This is a genomic window from Ktedonobacter sp. SOSP1-52 (assembly GCF_016587395.1).
In genome coordinates, this window is record NZ_BNJH01000005.1 from 331,081 (window position 1) to 352,462 (window position 21,382).

General features: G+C 53.8%; 17 protein-coding genes and 1 pseudogene. 10 read left to right on the forward strand and 8 right to left on the reverse strand.

What is annotated here, in order from left to right:
- Positions 1–20: 20 nt before the first annotated feature.
- Both JMJ16_RS42145 and yicI read right to left on the reverse strand, forming a co-directional pair.
- Complete coding sequence (locus JMJ16_RS42145; protein WP_201391335.1) at positions 21–2,036, reverse strand: beta-galactosidase; 2,016 nt, start codon at positions 2,034–2,036, stop codon at positions 21–23.
- A gap of 35 nt (positions 2,037–2,071) precedes the next feature.
- Positions 2,072–4,471, reverse strand: coding sequence for an alpha-xylosidase (gene yicI, locus JMJ16_RS42150; RefSeq protein WP_201391336.1), 2,400 nt, complete (start codon positions 4,469–4,471; stop codon positions 2,072–2,074).
- Positions 4,472–4,737: 266 nt separating this feature from the next.
- Here yicI and JMJ16_RS42155 point away from each other — a divergent pair, with 266 nt between their 5' ends.
- From JMJ16_RS42155 to JMJ16_RS42170, 4 genes are all read left to right on the forward strand, one after another.
- The gene (locus tag JMJ16_RS42155; RefSeq protein ID WP_201391338.1) at positions 4,738–5,778 is read left to right on the forward strand and encodes a LacI family DNA-binding transcriptional regulator; all 1,041 of its coding nucleotides are present in this window, start codon (positions 4,738–4,740) and stop codon (positions 5,776–5,778) included.
- A 644-nt stretch (positions 5,779–6,422) separates the two neighbouring features.
- On the forward strand, positions 6,423–7,421 hold the full coding sequence (locus tag JMJ16_RS42160; protein ID WP_201391340.1) for a carbohydrate ABC transporter permease: 999 nt from the start codon (positions 6,423–6,425) through the stop codon (positions 7,419–7,421).
- Positions 7,422–7,445: 24 nt separating this feature from the next.
- Complete coding sequence (locus JMJ16_RS42165) at positions 7,446–8,330, forward strand: carbohydrate ABC transporter permease (RefSeq protein ID WP_201391342.1); 885 nt, start codon at positions 7,446–7,448, stop codon at positions 8,328–8,330.
- A 347-nt stretch (positions 8,331–8,677) separates the two neighbouring features.
- Positions 8,678–10,153, forward strand: coding sequence for an ABC transporter substrate-binding protein (locus tag JMJ16_RS42170; RefSeq protein ID WP_201391344.1), 1,476 nt, complete (start codon positions 8,678–8,680; stop codon positions 10,151–10,153).
- Positions 10,154–10,428: 275 nt separating this feature from the next.
- On the opposite strand, the gene JMJ16_RS42175 is transcribed toward JMJ16_RS42170, so the two are convergent.
- From JMJ16_RS42175 to JMJ16_RS42190, 4 genes are all read right to left on the reverse strand, one after another.
- The gene (locus JMJ16_RS42175; RefSeq protein ID WP_201391346.1) at positions 10,429–11,001 is read right to left on the reverse strand and encodes an NUDIX hydrolase; all 573 of its coding nucleotides are present in this window, start codon (positions 10,999–11,001) and stop codon (positions 10,429–10,431) included.
- A 218-nt stretch (positions 11,002–11,219) separates the two neighbouring features.
- Positions 11,220–12,251 (reverse strand): Gfo/Idh/MocA family protein, encoded by a 1,032-nt coding sequence (locus JMJ16_RS42180; RefSeq protein WP_201391348.1) that lies wholly within the window; start codon positions 12,249–12,251, stop codon positions 11,220–11,222.
- A gap of 293 nt (positions 12,252–12,544) precedes the next feature.
- Positions 12,545–13,837, reverse strand: a complete 1,293-nt coding sequence (codA, locus tag JMJ16_RS42185) for a cytosine deaminase (protein WP_201391350.1) — start codon at positions 13,835–13,837, stop codon at positions 12,545–12,547.
- Positions 13,838–14,075: 238 nt separating this feature from the next.
- On the reverse strand, positions 14,076–15,461 hold the full coding sequence (locus JMJ16_RS42190) for a cytosine permease (protein WP_201391353.1): 1,386 nt from the start codon (positions 15,459–15,461) through the stop codon (positions 14,076–14,078).
- Positions 15,462–15,740: 279 nt separating this feature from the next.
- Here JMJ16_RS42190 and JMJ16_RS42195 point away from each other — a divergent pair, with 279 nt between their 5' ends.
- The 4 genes from JMJ16_RS42195 (at position 15,741) to JMJ16_RS42210 (ending at position 19,821) form a co-directional block, all read left to right on the forward strand.
- Complete coding sequence (locus JMJ16_RS42195; protein WP_201391354.1) at positions 15,741–16,088, forward strand: hypothetical protein; 348 nt, start codon at positions 15,741–15,743, stop codon at positions 16,086–16,088.
- A gap of 45 nt (positions 16,089–16,133) precedes the next feature.
- Positions 16,134–17,996, forward strand: a complete 1,863-nt coding sequence (locus JMJ16_RS42200; protein WP_201391356.1) for a S9 family peptidase — start codon at positions 16,134–16,136, stop codon at positions 17,994–17,996.
- 244 nt (positions 17,997–18,240) lie between these two features.
- On the forward strand, positions 18,241–19,446 hold the full coding sequence (locus JMJ16_RS42205; protein WP_201391358.1) for a cytochrome P450: 1,206 nt from the start codon (positions 18,241–18,243) through the stop codon (positions 19,444–19,446).
- A gap of 87 nt (positions 19,447–19,533) precedes the next feature.
- The gene (locus JMJ16_RS42210; protein ID WP_201391360.1) at positions 19,534–19,821 is read left to right on the forward strand and encodes a DUF427 domain-containing protein; all 288 of its coding nucleotides are present in this window, start codon (positions 19,534–19,536) and stop codon (positions 19,819–19,821) included.
- A gap of 48 nt (positions 19,822–19,869) precedes the next feature.
- On the opposite strand, the gene JMJ16_RS42215 is transcribed toward JMJ16_RS42210, so the two are convergent.
- Positions 19,870–20,682: a fumarylacetoacetate hydrolase family protein gene (locus tag JMJ16_RS42215; protein WP_201391362.1), complete on the reverse strand. Its 813-nt coding sequence runs from the start codon at positions 20,680–20,682 to the stop codon at positions 19,870–19,872.
- A gap of 38 nt (positions 20,683–20,720) precedes the next feature.
- Complete coding sequence (locus JMJ16_RS42220; RefSeq protein ID WP_201391364.1) at positions 20,721–20,897, reverse strand: hypothetical protein; 177 nt, start codon at positions 20,895–20,897, stop codon at positions 20,721–20,723.
- 109 nt (positions 20,898–21,006) lie between these two features.
- On the opposite strand from JMJ16_RS42220, the gene JMJ16_RS42225 reads away from it, so the two are divergent.
- Positions 21,007–21,180, forward strand: a complete 174-nt coding sequence (locus tag JMJ16_RS42225; protein WP_201391366.1) for an aldo/keto reductase — start codon at positions 21,007–21,009, stop codon at positions 21,178–21,180.
- 31 nt (positions 21,181–21,211) lie between these two features.
- Positions 21,212–21,262 (forward strand): annotated as a pseudogene (locus tag JMJ16_RS57545) (hypothetical protein); the annotation flags it as partial.
- Between the last annotated feature and the right edge of the window lie 120 nt (positions 21,263–21,382).

Sequence of the window (21,382 nt, forward strand, 5' to 3'; positions counted from 1 at the left end):
GGCACTTCCCGGGATACTGCTTATGCTTTGGTCAGAATAGCCACGTCATAGGCTTCCAGCAAAAGTGTTTCTGCAACCTCCTGGTCGCGTAGTAAGTCACGATAGCGGTTGCCTGGTGGAAGCGCGACCCGAGTGGGTGCGTCCTGGTGGTTGAGCAAGAAAAGCAACTGGCCCTGAGCGTTTTGGCGAAGTGTAGCCTCGACCCCTGGAGGTGTGGTGAGCACCGGGTGGATCTGCTGCTCCTGGAGGATGCGCCCATAGAAATCATCCAGGAAGCGCGACTCCGGCTCACTCCCGATATAGTAGGCAGCTCCAGCTCCAAGGTTGTGGCGAGTGAGCACTGGCGTGCCAGCGTAGAAATCGTCGCCATAGGTCGCGAGTGTGGTGGCCCCTTCACAGTGAGTGATGGCGCAGAGATGGCCGCAGGTATAGCTCTCACCACTGTCGTGCAGCACAATCCGGTTGTGCTGGTCAGGATGGAGCGCGTCAATCTCTTCATTCCATATACCAAGGACCTCACGCAGTGGTCCGGGATAACCGTTCTCGAAGGCGAGGTCACACTCGTCAACCATACCGCTGAAGTATGTCGTAATGAAGGTGCCTCCCTGCCTGACAAACTCGCGTATGCGCTCGGCTACGCCTGGTTTGAGCATATAGAGCATGGGTGCGATCAGGACGCGATAGCGGCTAAAGTCTGAGTCACTGAAGACGATATCGACTGGCACATTGCGTTTCCAGAATGTGGCATAGTGCTGGCGTACGGTCGCCACATAACGCTTATCGCGCACCGGTCCAATGCTGGCGTCCATGGCCCACCAGTTGTTCCAATCGAAAATGAGCGCGACCTCTGATGGCGTGACGCCGCCCAGGGTACGATCTTGCAGGCGCAGGAGTTCCTCTCCCAGTTGACGTACTTCGCGGAAGACGCGGGTATCACTACGTCCACTGTGCTCAATTATGGCGCCGTGCATTTTTTCGCACTCGCCGCGACTGCGCCGCCACTGAAAGTACATCACCGCCTCCGCGCCGTGTGCTACCGCCAGGTAACTCCACAGGCGCAGGACGCCGGGTCGCTTAAGACTATTGTATTCCTGCCAGTTCTGGCTGCTGGGCGTTTGCTCCATTAGCATGAAAGGCTGGCCATCGCGTAACCCACGCATAAAATCATGGGCGAAGGCGATGTCGGAAGCCTGGTCATGCGCGCTGGGATAGCAGTCCCAGGAGATCACATCGACCTCTTTCGCCCAGGCGCGGTAGTCCAGTTCGGAATAGGTATTCATCATGTTGGTCGTGATGGGCAGGTGCTGCGAGTAGGCGCGAATGGCGTCGCGCTCGGTTTTATAGCATTCCAGCATCATCTCGTTCTGGAAACGCTTGTAATCGACCACCAGCGCGTGGTTTGAGCGTTCTCCATTGGCATACGGCGGCTCGATCTGCGACCAGTCAGTGTAGGTATGGCTCCAGAATGCTGTCCACCATCTTTGATTCAAGACATCTAGATTTGCATAACGCTGCTGGAGCCATGTGCGGAACGCAGCAGCACAGTTTTCGCAGTAGCAGGCGCCAGCATACTCATTCGAGACATGCCAGGCAATGACGGCGGGATGCTGGTGATAGCGTTCCGCCAGCTTGCCTGCTATCTGTACAGCCAGGCGGCGATAATTAGCTGAGCATGGACAATAGTTGACACGCCAACTATGATGCCAGCGCACGCCGTTCTCCCCAGCACGCATGACATCGGGATAGCGCTGCGACATCCAGGCTGGTTGGGCCGCGGTGGGCGTGGCCAGGCAGACGAAGCGTCCCGCCGCAGCCAGCTTGTCCAGGATGGTATCGAGCCACTCGAAGGTAAAACGTTCCTCTTCAGGCTGAAGCGAAACCCAGCTAAATACGCCCAACGTCGCAACCTCAAAATGGCACTCCTGCATGAGCTGGATATCTTCGTCCCAGATAGCCCGTGGCCATTGCTCTGGATTATAGTCTCCTCCGTGCCAGATAAAGGGCGCGCGTGGATTCAAAGGAGAAAATGGTTGCATCAAACTCTCATTTCGTTGTTTCTCAGAAATCGATCTCAAACACTTAGCTTTACGAGAATAGTACCATCCTCGGCCCGCGCCCAGGTATTTTGTGGCTGCTGTTCCCCCGGCGACACTTCCTTGCATGCTTGAGTAGTATTGATCAGCACCTCGGTAACGAGTGCGTTCCCGACCAGGGGAAGTAGACGCAGAGCAAGCTGACGTTTAGCCCCCGCGAGGTTGATATGCAACTGGCTGCTCTCCAGCTCGGCACTGATGCGCGTCAGGCCATCTGTATCATGCAGCTCAAATGTTCCGCGCTCCAGCAGGTAAGCCTCGACCGTGATATCCACAAAAGGTTCATCGGCAGTGAACGAGACAGGTTCGGTAGTTGGAATGAGCGCGTTAGCCCGCACATAAAGGGGAAGGGTTTCTAGCGGTGCCTGCACCCGGATGGTACGAGGGCCAGTGAATGTTTCGCGCGTCCAGTAATCAATCCAACTGCCTTCAGGCAGATAGACCGTGCGCTCCCCGCTGAGATTGTAGATAGGGGCTACCAGCAGCTCTTCGCCGAGCATATATTGTAAATCCATCGTGTGGGTCGAGGGATCATCTGGGAATTCGAGCACCATTGGCCGCATAATGGGCAGGCTGGTTCGCGCGGCTACACATGCGTAGGTGTAGAGATATGGCAGCAGGCGGTAACGCAGGCGGGCGTAGGTGCGAAAGAGCTCCAGTCCCTGCGGACCAAAATCCCAGGGGAGGCGGGTAGAATTGCCATGGGCGCGGATCATCGGCGAGAAAAGGCCAAACTGTGCCCAGCGGACATAGAGTTCTGTCGAGGGATGGCCGGTGAAACCGCCAACATCGTGGCTCCAGAAAGCGTGCCCACACATAGCCATGCTCAGTCCGCTACGTATGGTCGAAGCCATGGCGGGAAAGGTGCTGTTAACGTCGCCACTCCACTGGGCTGCATGGCGTTGCCCACCTGCGTACGTGGAGCGTGCCCAGACCAATCCAGTGTGGCCTGTAACCTCCTCGGTGACCTGGGCGACAATGTCGTTGTACAGCAGTGAGTAGAGATTATGGAGTTGCTCGCCTTTGATACCACTATAAGCTACCGCGTCGTTAGGAATGCCTTCGCCAAAATCCGTCTTATACACGTCGGCGCCAATGCGAAGCGGTTCGCGCAGCAGTTCTTTAAACCAGGCGATGGCCTCGGGGTTTGTGACATCGATGATGCCAACTGGCGGGTGGAAACCACCCCAGATATCGACCACGTACGTTTGGCCTTGCGCGTTCTTGAGAAAATATCCCTTCTCGTCACCCCTGGTAAAATACTCGCTCTCGATACCAATATATGGATGCATCCAGAGGCACACCTTGAAGCCCATGGATTTAAGTTCAGCCAGCAGACCAGCGGGATCAGGGAATAGCTCGCTATCCCATAATAGCTCCGACCAGCGGCCAAAACGCTGCCAGTAGCAGTCCAGGTGTAAGACATCACAGGGAATCTCGTGCTCACGAATCAGTCGGGCCCGGCGCAGTACCTCTTCAGCACTATCGCGTTGAAACCCCGAGGAGATCCAGGTACCCAGAGACCACTTAGGCGGCAGAATGGGAAAACTTACCAGCGAGCCATATTTGGTCACGATGCTCTTGAGATCGGGCCCGGCTATCACATAGTAGTCCAGCGCGCTGTCCCGGCTAATGATGCTGTAAGTCGCCGTGTTGCTTGCCACCATGTCAAAATCCACCGCATTCGTGGTATCGACGAAAACACCATACTTGCGTGTACTCACGACAAAGGGCACATTTTTGTAGGAGCGCTCGCTAAATGCTCCACCGCAATCGATATTCCAGGTCGTAATGCGTTGCCCGCGTTTATCGAAATCAGTGAATTTTTCACCAAAGCCAAAGAAGTGCTCATCTGGCTCAGCGGTAAAGCTATCGTGGAACGCGACACGCTGACCATTTATCTTGCTCAGGCCAAAGGGCAGCACGGTCAACTTCATGCGTACATTGGTAACTTCGCTATAATTTTGCGAAAGCAGGGGGCGACCATCAGCGTCACAGAAAGTGAGATGAAAAGGTTGAAGGGCGACCTCTATACGCAACGATGGCGTTTGCAAGTAAACGTGGCCCTCGGAATGCGTTATAGTCACTTCGCACTCGTCTGCCGGAAAGTCGCGCGCCAGGCGTATACGCGCCGGATCGCTCTCCTCATTCTCCAGTAGCACTCGCGCGATGCCATCGGCTACCAGGGTGAGCGTGACAGTGACGTTTTCTCCGCTACATGTCTGGCCCTGTAGCACAATTCCTCGCGCATGCTGTTCTTTGACCTCTGCCTGAACAAGAAAATCAGGCCCTCCCTGGTCCTCTGCCTCGCGCACAGGAAGATGGGGCGGCTCAGTCATATACACATTGTACGGGAGCAATGGAACCTGATCAACCATAAGAATCTACTCCTTCCATATCAGTGAAATGCTTTGTCCGTTGAGAGATAGCACATTAAGTCATCTGCACATAGAAACGACAGGATGGTATAGAGAGTTTGTCGCCGAAAACAAACTTTTTAATTTGGAGAATGTTCTCTTGACAATGGGCGTACCATTGAGTAATCTCATAATAGAATCTATTTGGGAGCGATCCCAAAACTATTGTACATGATGCATTGCCCAAAAGTAAACGCTAAAGATTCAAAAAAAACAAAGAGGTTGAAATGCCGCAATTGACGATTGAAGATATTGCCAGATTAGCTGGTGTTTCTCGCTCAACAGTGTCACGGGTCCTCAATAGTCAGCCGAGCGTCCGGCCTGCTGTAAGAGACCGTGTGCAGGAAGTGATTATCGCGCACGGATACACTCCCCAGGCAGCGGCGCGTCAGCTCGTCACACAGCGCACGCGTAGCATTGGGCTGATTTTGCCCGATAATGTCTATAACCTCTTTGGCAACCCAATTTTTGCCTTGATGAGCCAGGGAGTGAGCCAGGTTTGCGCGCAACAAGGTTATACATCTCTGCTCTTTATGGGTCGGCAGGATATGAATGAGCAAGATATGTTTAAAATGCTGCGCGGGCGTGAGTTTGATGGGGTTGTGTTAATCAGCAGCAACACCAATGATACCTGCGCGGCCTTTCTCAAAGAGTCGGGCATTCCCTATACGCGGATCGGCCATGACCCAGGGCAAGACGACCCCAGGTACGTAGATGTGGACAATGTCGAGGCCGCGCGTATCGGGGTCAAGCACCTGATCTCGCTAGGGCATCGGCGCATAGCTCTGCTTAAAGGGCTGGCCAGGGACATCTGTACCTCCGACCGCTATCAAGGCTATAAGGAGGCTTTGGAGGAAGCCGGTATCCCGCTGGACCCGGAGCTGGTCGGTGATGGAGATTGGTCCACCGCTAGCGGTTATGAGTTGACCAAGCGTTTTTTGCGGCTTGAGAGGCCGCCCACAGCCCTCTTTTCCTCCAACGATATGATGGTCGCGGGCGTAATTCGGGCAGCACACGAACAGGGGCGAAGTGTGCCTGAAGATCTAGCTATTGTCGGTTTCGACGACCTGCCCCAGACGACGATGATCTTCCCGGATTTGACTACCATCCGACAACCCTGCGTGGAGCTGGGTATCCGCGCTGCCGAGATGCTTATTGAGCAATTGGAGCATGACACAAAAGAGACCAAACCCATGCATGCCATTTTACCGACAACACTGGTGATTCGTGAATCTTGCGGCTCCAAGCACCGCTCGGTTGTTTCTTAACGCAGGTTCATTATTCAACATAAGCTACGGCATCTGGATAACAAGCAAGAAACTTGACAAGCGCATATTTATTAGGTACACTCATTCGTAATAAAGTTATGGGAGCGATCCCAAATGCCATCAGTTCATTTTAGCTGAATAAAGAGCAGAGGTTGCAATGCTGCAATTCACGATTAAATGTGAGCAAAACCAGAGTAGGCCTGCTAGCCAGCTCACGTATTGTATCCAGTTCCAGAGACCTCATCCAGTAAAAACAGGGTGTCAGGCGGCTCATAAGTAGATGCATGCCGATATTTCTGCCTACTTGCGCGCCCAATAGCACCTGACTTTCTAGCGCATGTTCCCCGCTTTCTAGGCAAAGCATATTGCCATTGAAGAGGCGCTTATCATCAGTTCAAAAGGTTGAGCTGATGTACGTAACCGCAGTATTTCGACGAGCCCAGGAAATGCGCTCACCTTTCTGTTTCTAGCCTCGCCAAATATGTAGCTTAGAGCGGGCACTCTTACTACGCATGTCTAGTTGATATGTTGTTAGCTAGAAGATACGTCGTGCCTGAGGGAATGAGTATTATTTTGGAATTGGATGTTGCTGTTTGACATCTCTCTTTCCACTTGATATATGGGACTGAGAAGGAACTATCGCTATGCAAGCACCAACGTTACCAACTGAACAGAAGATAGTGAGCCACCAGCGGCAGAGTGCCCCTAAGCGCTCCCTCTGGTGGGAGATACGTACAAATGTCTGGTCGTATATCTATGTCACGCCGATGCTTGTGCTGTTGCTGGTTTTCGTTGTCTATCCTACTTTCGCCTCGTTGGGTTACACGCTCTATCAATGGAATGGCATTGGTGACCCCTCAAACTATGTGGGCCTGGATAACTTTGTACGCGTCATACACGATCCCTTTTTCTGGGGCGCCTTTCAGCATACGTTCATTTATACCCTCGTGCTGGTGCCTATCCAGTTACTCCTAGCCCTGGCGCTGGCGCTCGTCCTCAATAATCCCAAATTGCGCTTTGCCTCTTTCTATCGCTCGGTCTATTTTATTCCGGCTGTGACTTCCCCCGCAGTAATTGGTGTTGTGATCCAGCTGATTCTCTCAAATTTTGGCGATAACCTGAATCAGCTTTTGTTGAACATGCACCTGATTCATGAACATATTGACTGGTTGGGGGACCCACGTTTCGCGCTGGGCATTATTATCGTGGTGGGCATCTGGAATACGCTGGGCTATAACATGGTCTATTTCCTTGCCGGACTGCAAACCATCCCGGCCGAGCTCTATGAAGCGGCCAACATTGATGGGGCCAACAGCTTTGCGCGCTTCTTCAGGATCACTATTCCGCTCTTGCGCGCGGTTGGCCTGGTCATTGTGATCCTGGCGATTCTGGGCAGTCTCCAGGTCTTTGACCTGGTCCTAGTCTTGACCGATGGTGGTCCCTATAGCGCGACCGAGGTGGTTAACACCTATATCTATCACCAAGCATTTGGTGGCTCCGCCCGCGCAGGCGTTCAACCCAATGTCGGCTTTGCCTCGGCTGCTTCATTCTTCTATGGCGTGATCTTGCTAGGTCTCTCCTTAGCGCAAGTGCTGATATTCCGTTACATCAATCGCCAGCGCGCCCTTGAGAGCGGCCAATAAAGAGGATGTACAGGGAGGTTTCTGATGAGTGTTTCTTCTATAACAGAGAAGCAAAAAAGACCCCGCGGGTCATTCTACAAACTTCGCCAGAAAGGGGGCATCGGGCTAACCCACCTCATTCTGCTCGTCGGTGGTCTTATCTGGATGTACCCATTTCTCTGGATGTTGGGCAGTTCGCTGAAGACCAACGGCGACTTCTTTGACCAGGGATTGAATATTTTCCCTCGGCAGGTCGAGTGGTCTAACTATGTCAATGCCTGGAATGAGGCCTCTTTTGGCCAGTACTTCTTCAACACCGCCATCGTGGCGGGAACAACCGTCATCGTGGTGCTGCTTTTTACCGCGATGGCTGGTTACGCGCTGGCACGTACGAAGTTTCCTGGCAAGAAACTCTTGCTCGGGCTCATCGCGTTGACGCTCTTTCTCCCGCATGGCTATACTATTATTCCTGTCTTCGATGTTGTCCAGCGCCTTGGCTTGTTGAATACGCTGGCCTCGGTCATTCTGGTGCAGGCGTCTGGCGGCATGGTTTTCAGCACCTTTTTGTTCATGGGCTACTTCTCATCTATGGAGCGCGAGATTGAGGATGCGGCACGCGTTGATGGCGCAAACTTCAACCAGCGCTTCTGGATGGTGATGTTTCCCCTGGCCGGACCCATGCTGGCTACGGTGGCCCTCTTTACCTTCATCGGTGCCTGGAACAGTTTCTTCATTCCCCTTGTCTTTACGCTGGGCGTTCCTGAACTGCGTACCCTGGCAGTGGGTATGTATGCCTTTATCGCCGAAAATAGCACAAACTGGACCTACCTGGCCGCCGGCTCGGTGATTACTCTGGGTCCCATTATGGTGGTCTTCATTCTGCTACAGCGCTATTTCATCAATGGCGTGGCTGGCGCCGTCAAATCATAGTGACATGGATGGGAGGTCGGTTTCCAGCCTGCCTCCTCCATAATCTTAGTGGTGCAGTCGCCAAATTCGTGGTCGCAAGAGCCTGTAGGGTCCATGCTGGCATGGACTGCGAGCGAAGCGACGTTCAGGGCACAAGAGTCCATGCCAGCATGGACCCTACAGATTATGTGAATTCACCACTTAGGCACAGGTAAGCTTATCTATGCTACATTTTGCGAGATAGGGAGTCTGCAAGGAGGTGAGGCCAACAGGCTGACAATACGTCGACACGTGTTATCTGGCATTCAATGAAGAGCAAGTAAAGCATATTCAACCACTTTATTTCGTAAGCAAAGGAGCCTATCGTTATGGATTTTTCATCTCGTTTCAGTCGGCGCAATTTCGTGAAAACGGCTGCGGCTACAGCGGGGGCTGCTACGCTGGGTAGTGCCCTGGCAGCCTGTGGTAGTAGTGGCGGTTCTTCATCAACGATCACACTCAACTATTGGGACTATTTTGTTAGCCAGGCACCCTGGATCGACAATGAGATCAAGCTGTTCGAGAAAGCGCACTCCGGCATCAAGATCAAAAAGACGATCCAATTGAGCTCTTCCTATGCCAATCTCTATGCGTTGGCCGTGAAGAGTCACAATACTCCTGATGTGGCGATGATTCCTGGCCAACCCAACTTCAATATTCAAGTCTCGCAGGGTTGGTTTATGCCGGTCGATAAGTGGGCCAATGCTGCCTGGAAAGCGAAGTTCCCTGAAGGCACCTTCCACGAAGGAAACAATGTGTTTAACGGGAAGCTTTACTCCGCTCCGATCTCCGGTGCCGCTCCCTGGCTGCAGCTCTATATTAGTAATAAAGTCTTCCGCGATGCTGGCCTGGTCAATAGCGATGGTAGCGTGAAGATACCCAGAACCTGGGATGATGTGACGCATGCTGCCGAAACCATTGTCAAGAAGAGTGGTGGCAGTACCTATGGTCTGGGCTTTGGCAACAGTGGAGGAAGCATGTTCCAATGGCTCACGCATGTCTTCACCCTGGGGGCCGGCGCGGTTGGCGGCGGTTATACGATGGATTACCGTGTAGGTAAATACACCTATAGCACGGATCGCAACTATTACGAATTCATCAGCCTCTTCAAAGAGTGGAAAAACAAAGGCTATGTTTACCCGAACGCGGTAAGTATCTCTGACGAGGTTAGCCGTGCCTACTTCGAGCGCGCCAAGTACGGAATGACCATTGGAGGTGTCTGGAACCAGGCCGAATGGACCACGCATAACTTCACCGATTACTCGTTGACGACGTTGCTCTGCCCCACGGAAACGCCAAAGGGCTACTTCCCTACAAGTCCAGGTGGCACCCTCTGGGCTATTCCCGCGCAGACGAAGCATCCCGAAGAGGCCTGGGCCTGGTTCGACTGGCTGTATAGCGTGGATGCTGGCAAGCGCTGGACGCAGCAGTTCAACGAGGATCTCTCGGCCTTCCCCCAGAATAACGATTCCAGCAAGATCAAATTCAAACCATTTGCCCAGTTTGTTGGTCTCAGCAAGTTTGCACTGCCTGCTCCTGATCCCAGCATAAGCAATCCTCAGACGGCGCATGTGGAGGTGCAGACAGTCAAGCCCAATCTGGATGATGTCATCGCTGGCTATTATACCGGTCAGCTTCAGGATCTTCATGCCGCCCTTTCCGACATAGAAGGACGTATGCAGAAGGCCCAGGATGATGCCGTCAAGGTAGCACAACAGAAGGGCTTCAAGGTTAGCCCAGACGATTACAAGTTCACCGATTGGGACCCAACCAAGCCCTATATCACCAAACCTGCTCAGAGCTAGCATGCCGAGGAGTAACGCTCTCCCCGAGTCAGAGCGTTCCGTCTCGTAGGTCCACTTGCAATGAAGGCCAGAATCTGGAGGCGTAAGTCGTCAAACGAGGTAAAATTGCCTTGTTTGACGACTTACGCCTCCAGAATACTGGGCCAGATTTCGACGGAACCATTGCTATTGATGTTTAGACGATCTAATTTCGGCATCTACCACACTCCCATCTTGACGCTTAATGTTGTCAGTTCGCCGATATTTGCTGAGCGGAAACTGTTCTTAATCAACATCTATTGCTTTCGCTGTAGCCATTGGACGGCGATCAAGGTCTTGGCGTCATTAATCTTTCCTTGTTCCAGCAGGCTCCACAGCTCGTTCAGGGATAGTTCTACCTGCTCGATATCTTCATGTTCGCCAGCCGCGCCTCCGCCAACCGCGACCTGGTCGGCGTTCCCTACCTCGGCATAGTAGAGGATGATGCGTTCAGAGGAGCCTCCCGGGGAGACGTAGAAGGTCGCGATATAGGTCAGGTCATGTACCTGGTAGCCGATCTCCTCATGGATTTCGCGGCGAATACAGGCTTCAGGCTGCTCGTTCTCGTTGATGCTGCCCGCCACGACTTCTGTAAGCCAGCCTGGCCCCTTCTCATAGGTTGGGTACCTGAACTGGTTAATGAGAATGACCTTCTGAGTATCTCGATTGAAGAGCAGGGCTGCCGCTGAGTCTCCACGCTCGAAAACGAGTCGCTGTACTGGCTCGCTCATCTGCCCATTGAACTTCTCAAAGCGAAGCGTGGCTTCTTGAATTTTGAAGTGCTTTTCGTCGAAGGTGGTGCGTTGCTGCTGAATGTCTACTTTGCGCATAAGCTATCCTTCCTCAGATGATATGTATATAATCATAATACGTTGAGAGATGGGGGAGCCGTTCTGAAAGTAGAAGAGGATTTGACACGAAGTCCAGGAGTCATGTAGGGTCCAAGCTAGCTTGGGCTCCGAGTGTAGCAACCTTCCCACATCTGGGTGTCGGCCTGCGGGCCTCGGAGTCCATGCCAGCTTGGACCCTACAATTCATCTCTGGCTCCTTACTCCTGGGGCAAGAGGATGCTTTGGGGGGTGCCGGTTTGGGCGGCCTTTACGGCTGCGAACATCAGCGCCAGGGTGCCAAGATTGTCGCGTCCGGAGCACTCGGCCTCGGTATCGCTTTCAATGGACTGGATGAAGGTCGCCAGGCTGCCGAGGCGGTCGAGGTAGGGAACCTCGGGTAAAGCCAGGCTGGCGCCCTCTTCGCCGATGGTGTAGACTGTAGCGCGGTCGTCGGCTGGCGTGTCGCCGCGTCCCGTCCACTCAATGGAGCCGTTATGGCACTCGATGCGCCATTCGCCGTTCCAGGGAGTTTGCGGGCTGGTACTGGCCCAACTTCCCCGATAATTTACCACTGCACCGCCGCTGAACTCAATGGTGGCGGCAGCCGAGGATGGATCATCGAACTGGTCCCAGGAGGTATTCCAGGCGTGGCAGGTGATGCGCTGTGGCTTCTGCTTCAGGAGTTTGCGCATCAGATCAAAGTGGTGTACTGCCATGTCGACCAGGAGCGGTTGCCAGGCGCGATAATAGATGTAGGCATCGCGAGGTACATTGACATAGCGACGGAAATCAATATTAATGGTGGAGATCTCTCCCAGCGCCCCCTCTTGCAAGAGAGCATCAACCGCGGCAACCGTCGGCTGGAAGCGATAGTTCTGACTGACCATGAGGTGTACACCACGCTCCCGAGCCAATTTGACCAGGGAATCGGCCTCTTCCAGTGTAGGCGCGAAAGGCTTCTCAACCAGTACATGCTTATTATGTTCGAGGGCTATACGCGCCAGCGGAACGTGAGCGTTCAGGCCAGCAGTGACCAGTACCGCGTCGCAATCAACCCCTTTTAAGGCCTCTTTCAGATCAGTGAAACATGCTTGAGCAGGTAGGGTATAAGCTTCTTGCACACGCTGTAGAGCTTTCTCGCTCATGTCAACGCACGCGACCAGTTCTACATCTAGATCATTGTTTAGAACGAGTTTTGTCCAGGAGTGGCCCCAGCCACCTACACCTACTTGGATAATACGTAAAGGCATTTAGTTCACTTCTTTGCAAGGAATATAAGCGCCAACCACGGAAGCGTTTACAGATAGCGTTGTTTCTCCAGGTTGCGCGCTCTATGACTATTGTATTGCTGTAAACATTTTGATGGTACCTGATCTATTTCTTGATTGTCAAGTATACCACTTTATAGGTAGAGGGCACCTTAAATGTTCACCTTTCGCGCCTGCGGTGCTCAGGGTAGGAGGTGTAGACGCGTGGTGCGGGCAAATTTGCCCGCACCACGCGTCTACACCTCCTACCCTGAGATCTGAGTAAAGAGCGTTGCTTAAGCCAGTGGACGGAAGGTGATTGCTTGTGCCTCCTCTTCGGAAGCACGTCGAACATAGCTCTGCCCGGGCGTGGTTCGTGCGACCTCTCTTCCTCCCTTGAAAACATAGAGACGGGGTGGCAGCAAACGCAGGGCCTCAAAGGCGGAAGGCGCATCCAGCAGGAGAAAGTCTGCTGGCTTTCCCTCCTCAATCCCATAGCGATCCTCAATGCGTAATGCCTTCGCACCATTGCTTGTAATGAGGTCCAGGACGTCATTGATCTCTTCGTAGCCGCTCATATGGCAGAGAAAGAGCGCCAGTTGCGCGGCCGCGAGCATATCCCCACGTCCCAGGGGGAACCAGGGGTCCATGATAGAGTCATGCCCCAGGGCGACGTTGACGCCGTTGGCTAGAAGCTCTTTGACGCGTGTAATACCCCGGCGTTTGGGATAGGTATCGAAACGCCCCTGTAAGACAACGTTGTCAAAGGGATTGGCGATCACGTGCATCTGGGCACGTTTGAGCAGGCCCATCAGCTTAAAGGCGTAGGCGTTGTCGTAGGAATGCATGGCGGTGCAGTGGCTGGTGGTCACGCGCCCATGCCAGTTCTGCTTCATCGTATCCGCGGCCATGACTTCGGTAAAGCGCGAGTGAGGATCGTCCGTCTCGTCGCAGTGGCAGTCAATGTCGCGGTTGAACTCTTTGGCGAGCTTGAAGACATAATGGACATCCTCAACGCCCATATCGCGCGTCCACTCATGATGCGGAATGCCACCCACGATATCGCAACCTAGCTCCATGGCTCGACGCATGAGTTGCGGTCCCTCGGGGAAGGAGAAGATGCCATCCTGGGGAAAAGCCACCAGTTGTAGCTCACAGATATCGCGGACTTCTTCACGTACCTCTAGTAACGCTCTCAGAGCCGTCAAATTGGGGTCGCACACGTCGACATGACTGCGGATATAGAGCGTTCCTTGCGCGACCTCCCAGCGAATCTCTTCCAGGGCGCGGCGCTTAACATCCTCAACAGTCAAGCTGCCTTTGCGCTCACCCCAGATCTGAATGCCCTCAAGTAGTGTCCCCGAGGCATTATAGCGCGGCTGGCCGACTGTGAGTACGGCATCCAGGTGCACATGCGCATCAATAAAAGGCGGTGAGACCAGCCTGCCTTCGGCCTCGATGGCTCGTGCTGCCTGAGCGGCATCCAGGTTTGTCCCTATCCGCGCAAAGAGGCCATCCTTGACCGCGATATCCACAAGATCCTCATGTCTGTGTAGGCGCGCTCCGCGAATGAGTATATCGTATTGCATTAGATACTCAAATCCTCTCTAGTCTGTACAAAGAGAGACAGGTGGTAGTTTCCTGTAAGCCAGTGCGGCATCCAGAAAATTACCACCTGTCTCTGTGCGTATGAGCACAAGTGGCCGACGCTGTGCTGTAAAGTATGTGCGTCTACATATAATGGTACCATCATATGTAGGCGCGTGCCCCTGTGCCCTTTATGGGTATTTAGCAGCGTCGGTCGAGAACGTGAGATTAGTTCCTCGCCTAGCGCTTGCTCTGCTTTAGCTCCAGGGGGCGCAGGATCAGGTACGCGATACAGGCGAAGACGACGCCCAGCTCAAAACCAACATCTGCACCGCCCAGGGCCTGAGCCAGGGGGCCGGTGAAGAGCAGCTGCGAGGCGCCCAGATAGACGCCTACCAGGCCGAGGGCCATGGAGACCAGCGCGGCCCAGCCAATTGGAAGCTTGCTGGCCGTATTCCAGTCATCCACATTGTACTTGCCACGGCGGAAGAGGCGATCCTCCAGGAAGAGGATAACCGCCCAGGGACCCAGCCAGTAGGCGACGAGGAGGAGGAAGTTGTCCAGGGCGCTGCTATAGTTCCCTGCGATAGGAATAGCAATCGCGATGTAGATGACGGCGCCAATCAGAGTCCAGATGGCGCGATTGATCTTCTGGAAGCCCTTGCCCAGTACTTGCATGGTCAGACCCAGGCTATAATCATTGGGAATATTGTTGGCTACGACGCTCAACGTGAGCAGCGCTAGCAGGAAGGTTCCAAAGCCACCCAGGGGCTGGAGGACGGCGGCCAGGAGATCGCCACCCTCTTTTCCCGCATAGGCTGTGGCTGTGCTCAGGGCCAGCCCCAGGGTCTCGAGCAGGATACAAGGGATGGTTACGCCCAGGAAGGTCAGCCAGAAGACGCGCGCGGCCGAGGTCTCTTCAGGCTGGTTCACATTGTAGTCAGCGGCGTATGAGGTCCAGCCAGTCGCGAAGCCATAGATCGCGCCACCAAAGGAGAGGAGACCCGCGACCCAGGCCAGGCTCATCGCTGGCGTTGGCACAATAGTGGTCTTGGGACCGCCAATAATCGCCAGGAGCGCAAAGATAATAGCCATGGGAATCCAGGCGAAGCGCTCATAGCGATGGACATATTTGTAACCGTAAATACTGATAACAGTCGTCAGTGCAGCAATGACGACGATGCCCACCCAGGCAGGTACCGCGCCCTTGCTTAAGGCGGAGACGAGCTGACCACCGACGATAACGTTCACGGCCGACCAGCCGATACAGGCCGCGACATTGAAGAGGGCCATGATGATGGCGCCGACCCAGCCAAAGGAGAAGCGGGAGATCGTCATCTGGCGCAGGCCCAGCTTGGGACCCAGCGTCGAGAAGAACGCGACCGGCAAGACGCCTAGAATGTTGAAAAGGACGATAATGGCCAGCCCATCCCAGAAGCCTAACTTGAAGATAGGGATTGCCAGGCCGCCCAGGGCGACGGTTGAAATAACCAGGTTGGCCGAGAGCCACATGGTAAAGTTGTCAAAAATGCGAACGTGCGCACGCGCTTGAGGAGACACACGTTCAATACCGTGTGTCTCAATTGGCTTCTCAAGATCAGAAACAACGACAGTATCGGTTGCCATTGAAGAAGGACCTTCCTTTACGGGTATACAGATGTGTAAATATAAGTACGTCTATCCTTTTGGCATAGAAAAAACGTTGTAAGCGTAGGCTTACAGCGTCCTCTGCCATTGGGAAAAATTATCTCTGCTGTCATTATATGCTAGAGCCTGGCTCTATAGCTACTCGTTTTTTGTGCACTTTGAACAAAAAAATGCTGGCGGAGAAAAATCCGCCTCCATTTGATGGTAAGATACTTCTATGTATGCCTATCAAAAAAAGATACAAGGGATAAATATTTAATGAAACTTGAGCGACCTAATATTCCTACGATGCTTTCCCAGCTTGAAAGAGCTTACCAGTTGTTGGCTGACCACTATAACGCCGCTCAAATGGATAGAGAGAGGCTGACCACTGTCTTACTGGACTTGCACTGGTATGCGCAACGCCTGGGCGAAGAGCGATGGGAAGTGGCCCCAAGAGTGGGACGTTGGAGCTTTGCTGAAAACGTGTGGCATATTACCGAGCAGGCGTTAGAAGAGGTCCAACAACCAACCTCCGCCCCTATCGTATACTTTATAGACCATGGGAAAGAACATGTTGGCCAGGCTGCCGAGATCTTTGCCCTGTTTGAATATGGTCAGGCGTAGCTCTGGTTACTTCAGAGATAGTTTGTCTAGTTGAAAGGGAACTGTATGACAAATAATGCTACAACAAAGCTTATTCCACGCAAGGTCCTCTTTGGCAATCCAGTCAAAGCCAGCCCCCAGATCTCGCCCGATGGCAAACGCCTGGCTTACCTGGCGCCCGTGAACAATGTCCTGAATGTCTGGGTGGGGTCGCTGGAGGGCGATGATTATCAGCCAGTGACCGAAGATACAGAGCGCGGTATACGCTTTTATTTCTGGGCAGCCGATAACAAGCATATCGGCTATATTCAGGATGCTGGTGGCGATGAGAACTGGCGCCTCTACCTGACGAATGTGGAGACGCGCGAGACACGCGATCTGACTCCCTTTGCGAATGTCCAGGCCCGCCTGACTGGCCACGATAAGCATTTCCCCCATGAGTTACTGGTCGCGCTAAATAAAGAGAATCCCCAGGTTCATGACGTCTATCATCTCGATCTCGCCTCGGGCGAGTTAAAGCTAGTGGCCAAGAATCCCGGCAATATCGCGAGCTGGGTGATTGATACACAGTTTAAGGTGCGTGGCGCGGTCGTCACTCTTCCAGATGGCGGCAGCGAACTGCTGGTACGTGAGCAGGAGGAGAGCGAGTGGCGCAAGCTTGCCTCGTGGACCTCTGAAGACGCGCTCACAAGTGGTCCCGTTGGCTTTACCCTGGATGGAAACGCTCTCTACCTGGAGGATTCACGAAACGCCAACGCCTCGCGCCTGGTCAAACTCGCACTCGATAGCGGAGATGTGAGTGTACTGGCGGAGGATGCGCAGTATGACGTCGACAGCATCATGATCCATCACGATACCTACGAGATCCAGGCTGTGGCCTTCAATCGTGATCGCGTGGAGTGGACCGTGCTTGATTCGGCCTTGCAAGAGGACTTCAAGCTGCTGCGTGAGCTACAGGCAGGCGATATCTCCATCATCAGCCGTGATGACAATGATCAGATCTGGATTGTGGGCTACATCGTGGATGATGGCCCTGTGGCCTACTATGTCTATGATCGTGCTAGCAAGAGTGGGCGCCTCCTCTTTACCAACCAGCCAGAGCTGAGCAACTACACGCTGGCCCAGATGCAGCCAGTGAGCTTTAAGGCTCGCGATAGCCTCACCATTCATGGCTACCTGACGCTGCCAGCAGGCGAGTCACAAAAGCCCTTGCCCCTGGTGCTCAATGTGCATGGTGGTCCCTGGGCGCGTGATGGCTGGGGCTATCGTCCCGAGGCCCAATGGCTGGCTAATCGAGGCTATGCCTGCTTGCAGGTCAACTATCGAGGCTCGACTGGCTATGGCAAGGAGTTTCTGAACGCGGGCAATAAAGAGTGGGGCGCTAAGATGCATGATGACCTGGTGGATGCCGTGCACTGGGCCATTGAGCAGGGCATTGCCGATCCCGCGAAGGTTGCGATCTATGGTGGTTCCTACGGCGGCTATGCCGCCCTTGCCGGAGCAACCTTTACGCCAGACCTCTTCTGCTGCGCTGTCGATATCGTAGGACCCAGCAACCTTATCACGCTGATTCGGACCATACCGCCCTACTGGTCGACCTTCCTGGCGAACTTCCATATGCGCGTGGGCAACCCCGATACCGAGGAGGAGTTCCTGAAGTCGCGCTCGCCGCTCTTCAAGGCCGATCAGATCAAGATTCCCATGCTTATCGCGCAGGGTGCCAATGATCCCCGCGTGAAGCAGGCCGAATCAGAGCAGATCGTCGCCGCCATGAAGGAGAAGGGCATTAGCTATGAATATATGCTCTTCCCGGATGAGGGGCATGGCTTTGCCAAACCCGAGAACCGCATCAAGTTCTACATCGCGGCGGAGCGATTCCTCGCCAAGCACCTGGGTGGCCGCTACGAGGAGACGGAGGCGACCGCTTAAATGAGCTTTCTCTAGCTTGATGGCTTCCTCGACAATTGACATGAGAGAATTGCTGGCCCTCTAGCTGGCCATTTTTCGTGCAGCTAGAGGGCCAGAACAGTTTAGTTTCATCTGGATACTATTGATGTTGCTCACTTTGACAAATGGCGACAGTGATGCCTACAATCTGAACTGGTTGGTCAGAGAATGACAGTGGAATCAGCGTTTGACAAGTATGTGCAATGCAGCTTAGAAAGGTTGATAGATGCAACAACCACAAACTCATCGTGGCGCACGTGGCTTCGCCCCTTTTCGTGTGAATACGCTCACAGAAATCCTTCAAAGTTATGATTGGTTTGAGCAGATGCGGACCTCCAGTCCTGTCTACCAGGATGAGCAGACGCATCTCTGGCAGGTCTTTCGTTACGCAGATGTGCAGAAGGTGGTTACCGATTACCAGCACTTCTCCTCTGAGGCCGTGCCGGGCTTCTCGGAGGACTCCTTCCTGCGTGATACGGTTGTGGCGAAAGATCCCCCAGACCACCGCAAGCTGCGCAACCTGGTTAACGTAGCCTTTACGCCCCGCGCGGTGTCGCGCCTGGATGGCTTGGTAGCGCAAATTACGCAGGAGATATTGGACGAGGCTCTGTCCCTGGGCAAGATGGACGTGGTCTCAGATATCGCCTTTCCTCTCCCGGCCAAAGTCATCGCGGAGATGCTGGGCGTGCCACGCGAGGACTGGGATATCTTTCGTCGCTGGGCTATCTCTGAGCCAACTGAGCAGGTGAACTCACGTGAGGAGGCGCTGCGCGCTCGCCAGGCAATGGGTCAGCAGATGTATGATTACTTTGCGGGGCTCCTGGCTGAGCGCAGGCGTTCACCGCGCGAAGATTTAATTACTTCCTTGAGTAGGGCCGAGATCGATGGCGAGCACTTGAGTGAGGATGAACTGGTGAACTTCTGCCTGCTCTTGCTGGCGGCTGGCCAGGAGACGACCAAGAACCTGATTGCTAACGCTATTCTCTGCTTTACCGAGAATCCCGAGGCGATGCAGCGCCTGATTGTGGAGCCAGCTTTGATGCCAGCGGCGATTGAAGAGGTTCTACGCTATCTCGCGCCAGTCTGGTTCCTCTTCCGTCGCACCACGACCGAGGTGGAGCTTGGTGGGCAGCGTATTCCTGCTAACTCTATCGTTCTGCCCTGGCTGGCCTCGGCCAACCGCGATCCAGAGCAGTTTCCTGATCCCAATCGCTTTGATATTCAACGCGAGCCCAACCGCCATCTTGGCTTCGGACACGGTATTCACTTCTGCATCGGTGCGCCCCTGGCCCGTCTGGAGGCCAGGATTGTCCTCCCGATGATGCTGACCCAGTTGAAGAACATCCAGCGCGTCCCGGATTTTCCTATCACGGTGCGAGCTGGCGTCGTCTTTGTCATTCAGTCGCTACCTATCACCTTTGTAGCTTCATGAATTACCCAGTTCCCTATCGTAGCATCGTCTATTAGAGAAGGGACAACGTTTACGCACGAACCTCGTGCTAGAAAGTGTAGAGAGTTTATGGTTAAGGCCACCTGGAATGGTGTCACGCTGGCGGAGAGCGATAAATGCGTCGTCGTGGAAGGGAATCAGTATTTTCCCCTCGATGCTGTCAAGCGTGAATACTTGAAGGAGAGTGGTACGCATACAACTTGCCCCTGGAAGGGCGAGGCCAGCTATTACTCGGTCGAGGTAGATGGCAAGACGAATAAGGATGCTGCCTGGTACTATCCCGCACCCAAGGATGCGGCTAAGCAGATCAAGGATTACGTCGCTTTTTGGCGTGGCGTTAATGTAGAGGTAGAGTAGAGAGTAATGCCGCCCTGGACTGCATGTTCAGGGCGGCAATCTTCTTCTCTATGCCACTGGATTATGCAGGGCTAAACCGCCAACCTGGATGTGTACCTGGTCGCCAGGTTGCAGCGAAAATTGGTCGGGAGGTACGATGCCAGTCCCAGTCATCAAGAAGGCACCGCGAGGGAAGGCTAACTCCCGTCCCAGATAACTGGCGAGTTCCTCAAGCGTGCGCTTCATCTGTACGGTGCTTACCTCATCGTGAAAGATCAATGTGCCGTTGCGATAAATAGAGAGCGCGATGGGCAGAGAGCGCATCTGATCGGCGCTCGCCAGCAAGATGCCTGGTCCAAGCCCGCATGAGCCGTTGTAGACCTTGGCCTGGGGCAGATAGAGCGGATTCTCACCCTCGATGCTGCGCGAGGACATGTCGTTGCCAGCACAGTAACCGACAATCTCCATCTGGCTATTGAGGAGCAGCACCAGTTCTGGCTCCGGCACATTCCAATCGCTATCGCGGCGAATGCGTAGTGGCTGCTGCTCGCCCTGAACGCGCCAGCCCAGGGCTTTGAAGAAGAGCTCTGGTCGTGTGGCGTCATAGACTTTCTCATAGACATCCCCTACTTCAGACTCAAGCTTGCGTGCCTCGCGACTGCGTAAATAGGTGACACCACTGGCCCAGACCTCCTGCTCTGACTCGATTGGCGCCAGCAGGTGTTCCTTCAGGTCTTCGCCAGTGGAGAGTCCCTCTAGAGTAGCGAGCATATCCTTCGCCGAGAGACTGAGTAAGGAGCTAAGGCTAAAGGTCTCGACGATGACGTGACCATCCCTGGCCCAGCGTATGCCCTGGGGGGTAAGGTGTCGCGTGAGATACATAGTTGCGTCTCCTCTCTGCAAATGTGTGTTTTTTACGTTCAGGCTGTTGTCTCTTTCATGACGCGTAGTAGTAGATGTTGGAGCTTGTATGCTACTTCCTGTATAGGGAGAGACTGGTGTTGTTCCAGCCACCACTCTGTGACGCCAAGGGAGCCAGCGGTTGAGAAGCGCAGGCGCAGAGCCAGGGGAATATCTATGTTGTGATATCCCTCCACCCTACTCCTACACTTAGTTTAGCAACATTATGTAGTTTAATCAACGCACAGTTGCTCATATAACCGAGCCTTAGAAGGTAAGGGATGTGCATGTGGTGGGGTCAGCACAATGAAAGACCGCAAAAATCGCGACCAGATCGTCCTGGCTACAAAGGTTGGGGCAAGACCAGCTTTCCCAGACGGAGGATTTGAGGACAGAGAAGGGCTCTCTGCTCAGACGCTTGAAAAAGCGGTTGAGGGCAGCTTAGCACGCCTGGGTACAGACTTCATTGATCTCTATTAATTATGCTCACATCTATGATCGCCAAACGCCTTTGGAGGAAACACTGGCTACGTTTGATCGACTTGTCAAAGCCGGAAAAGCGCGCGCTATTGGCTGTAGTAATATCGCGACCTGGCGCATTGAACAAGCTCGGAACATCAGCCACATCATCAGAACTCAAATTTATGAAGGAGAGTGGCGATTTCGCCACTCTCCTTCGAGA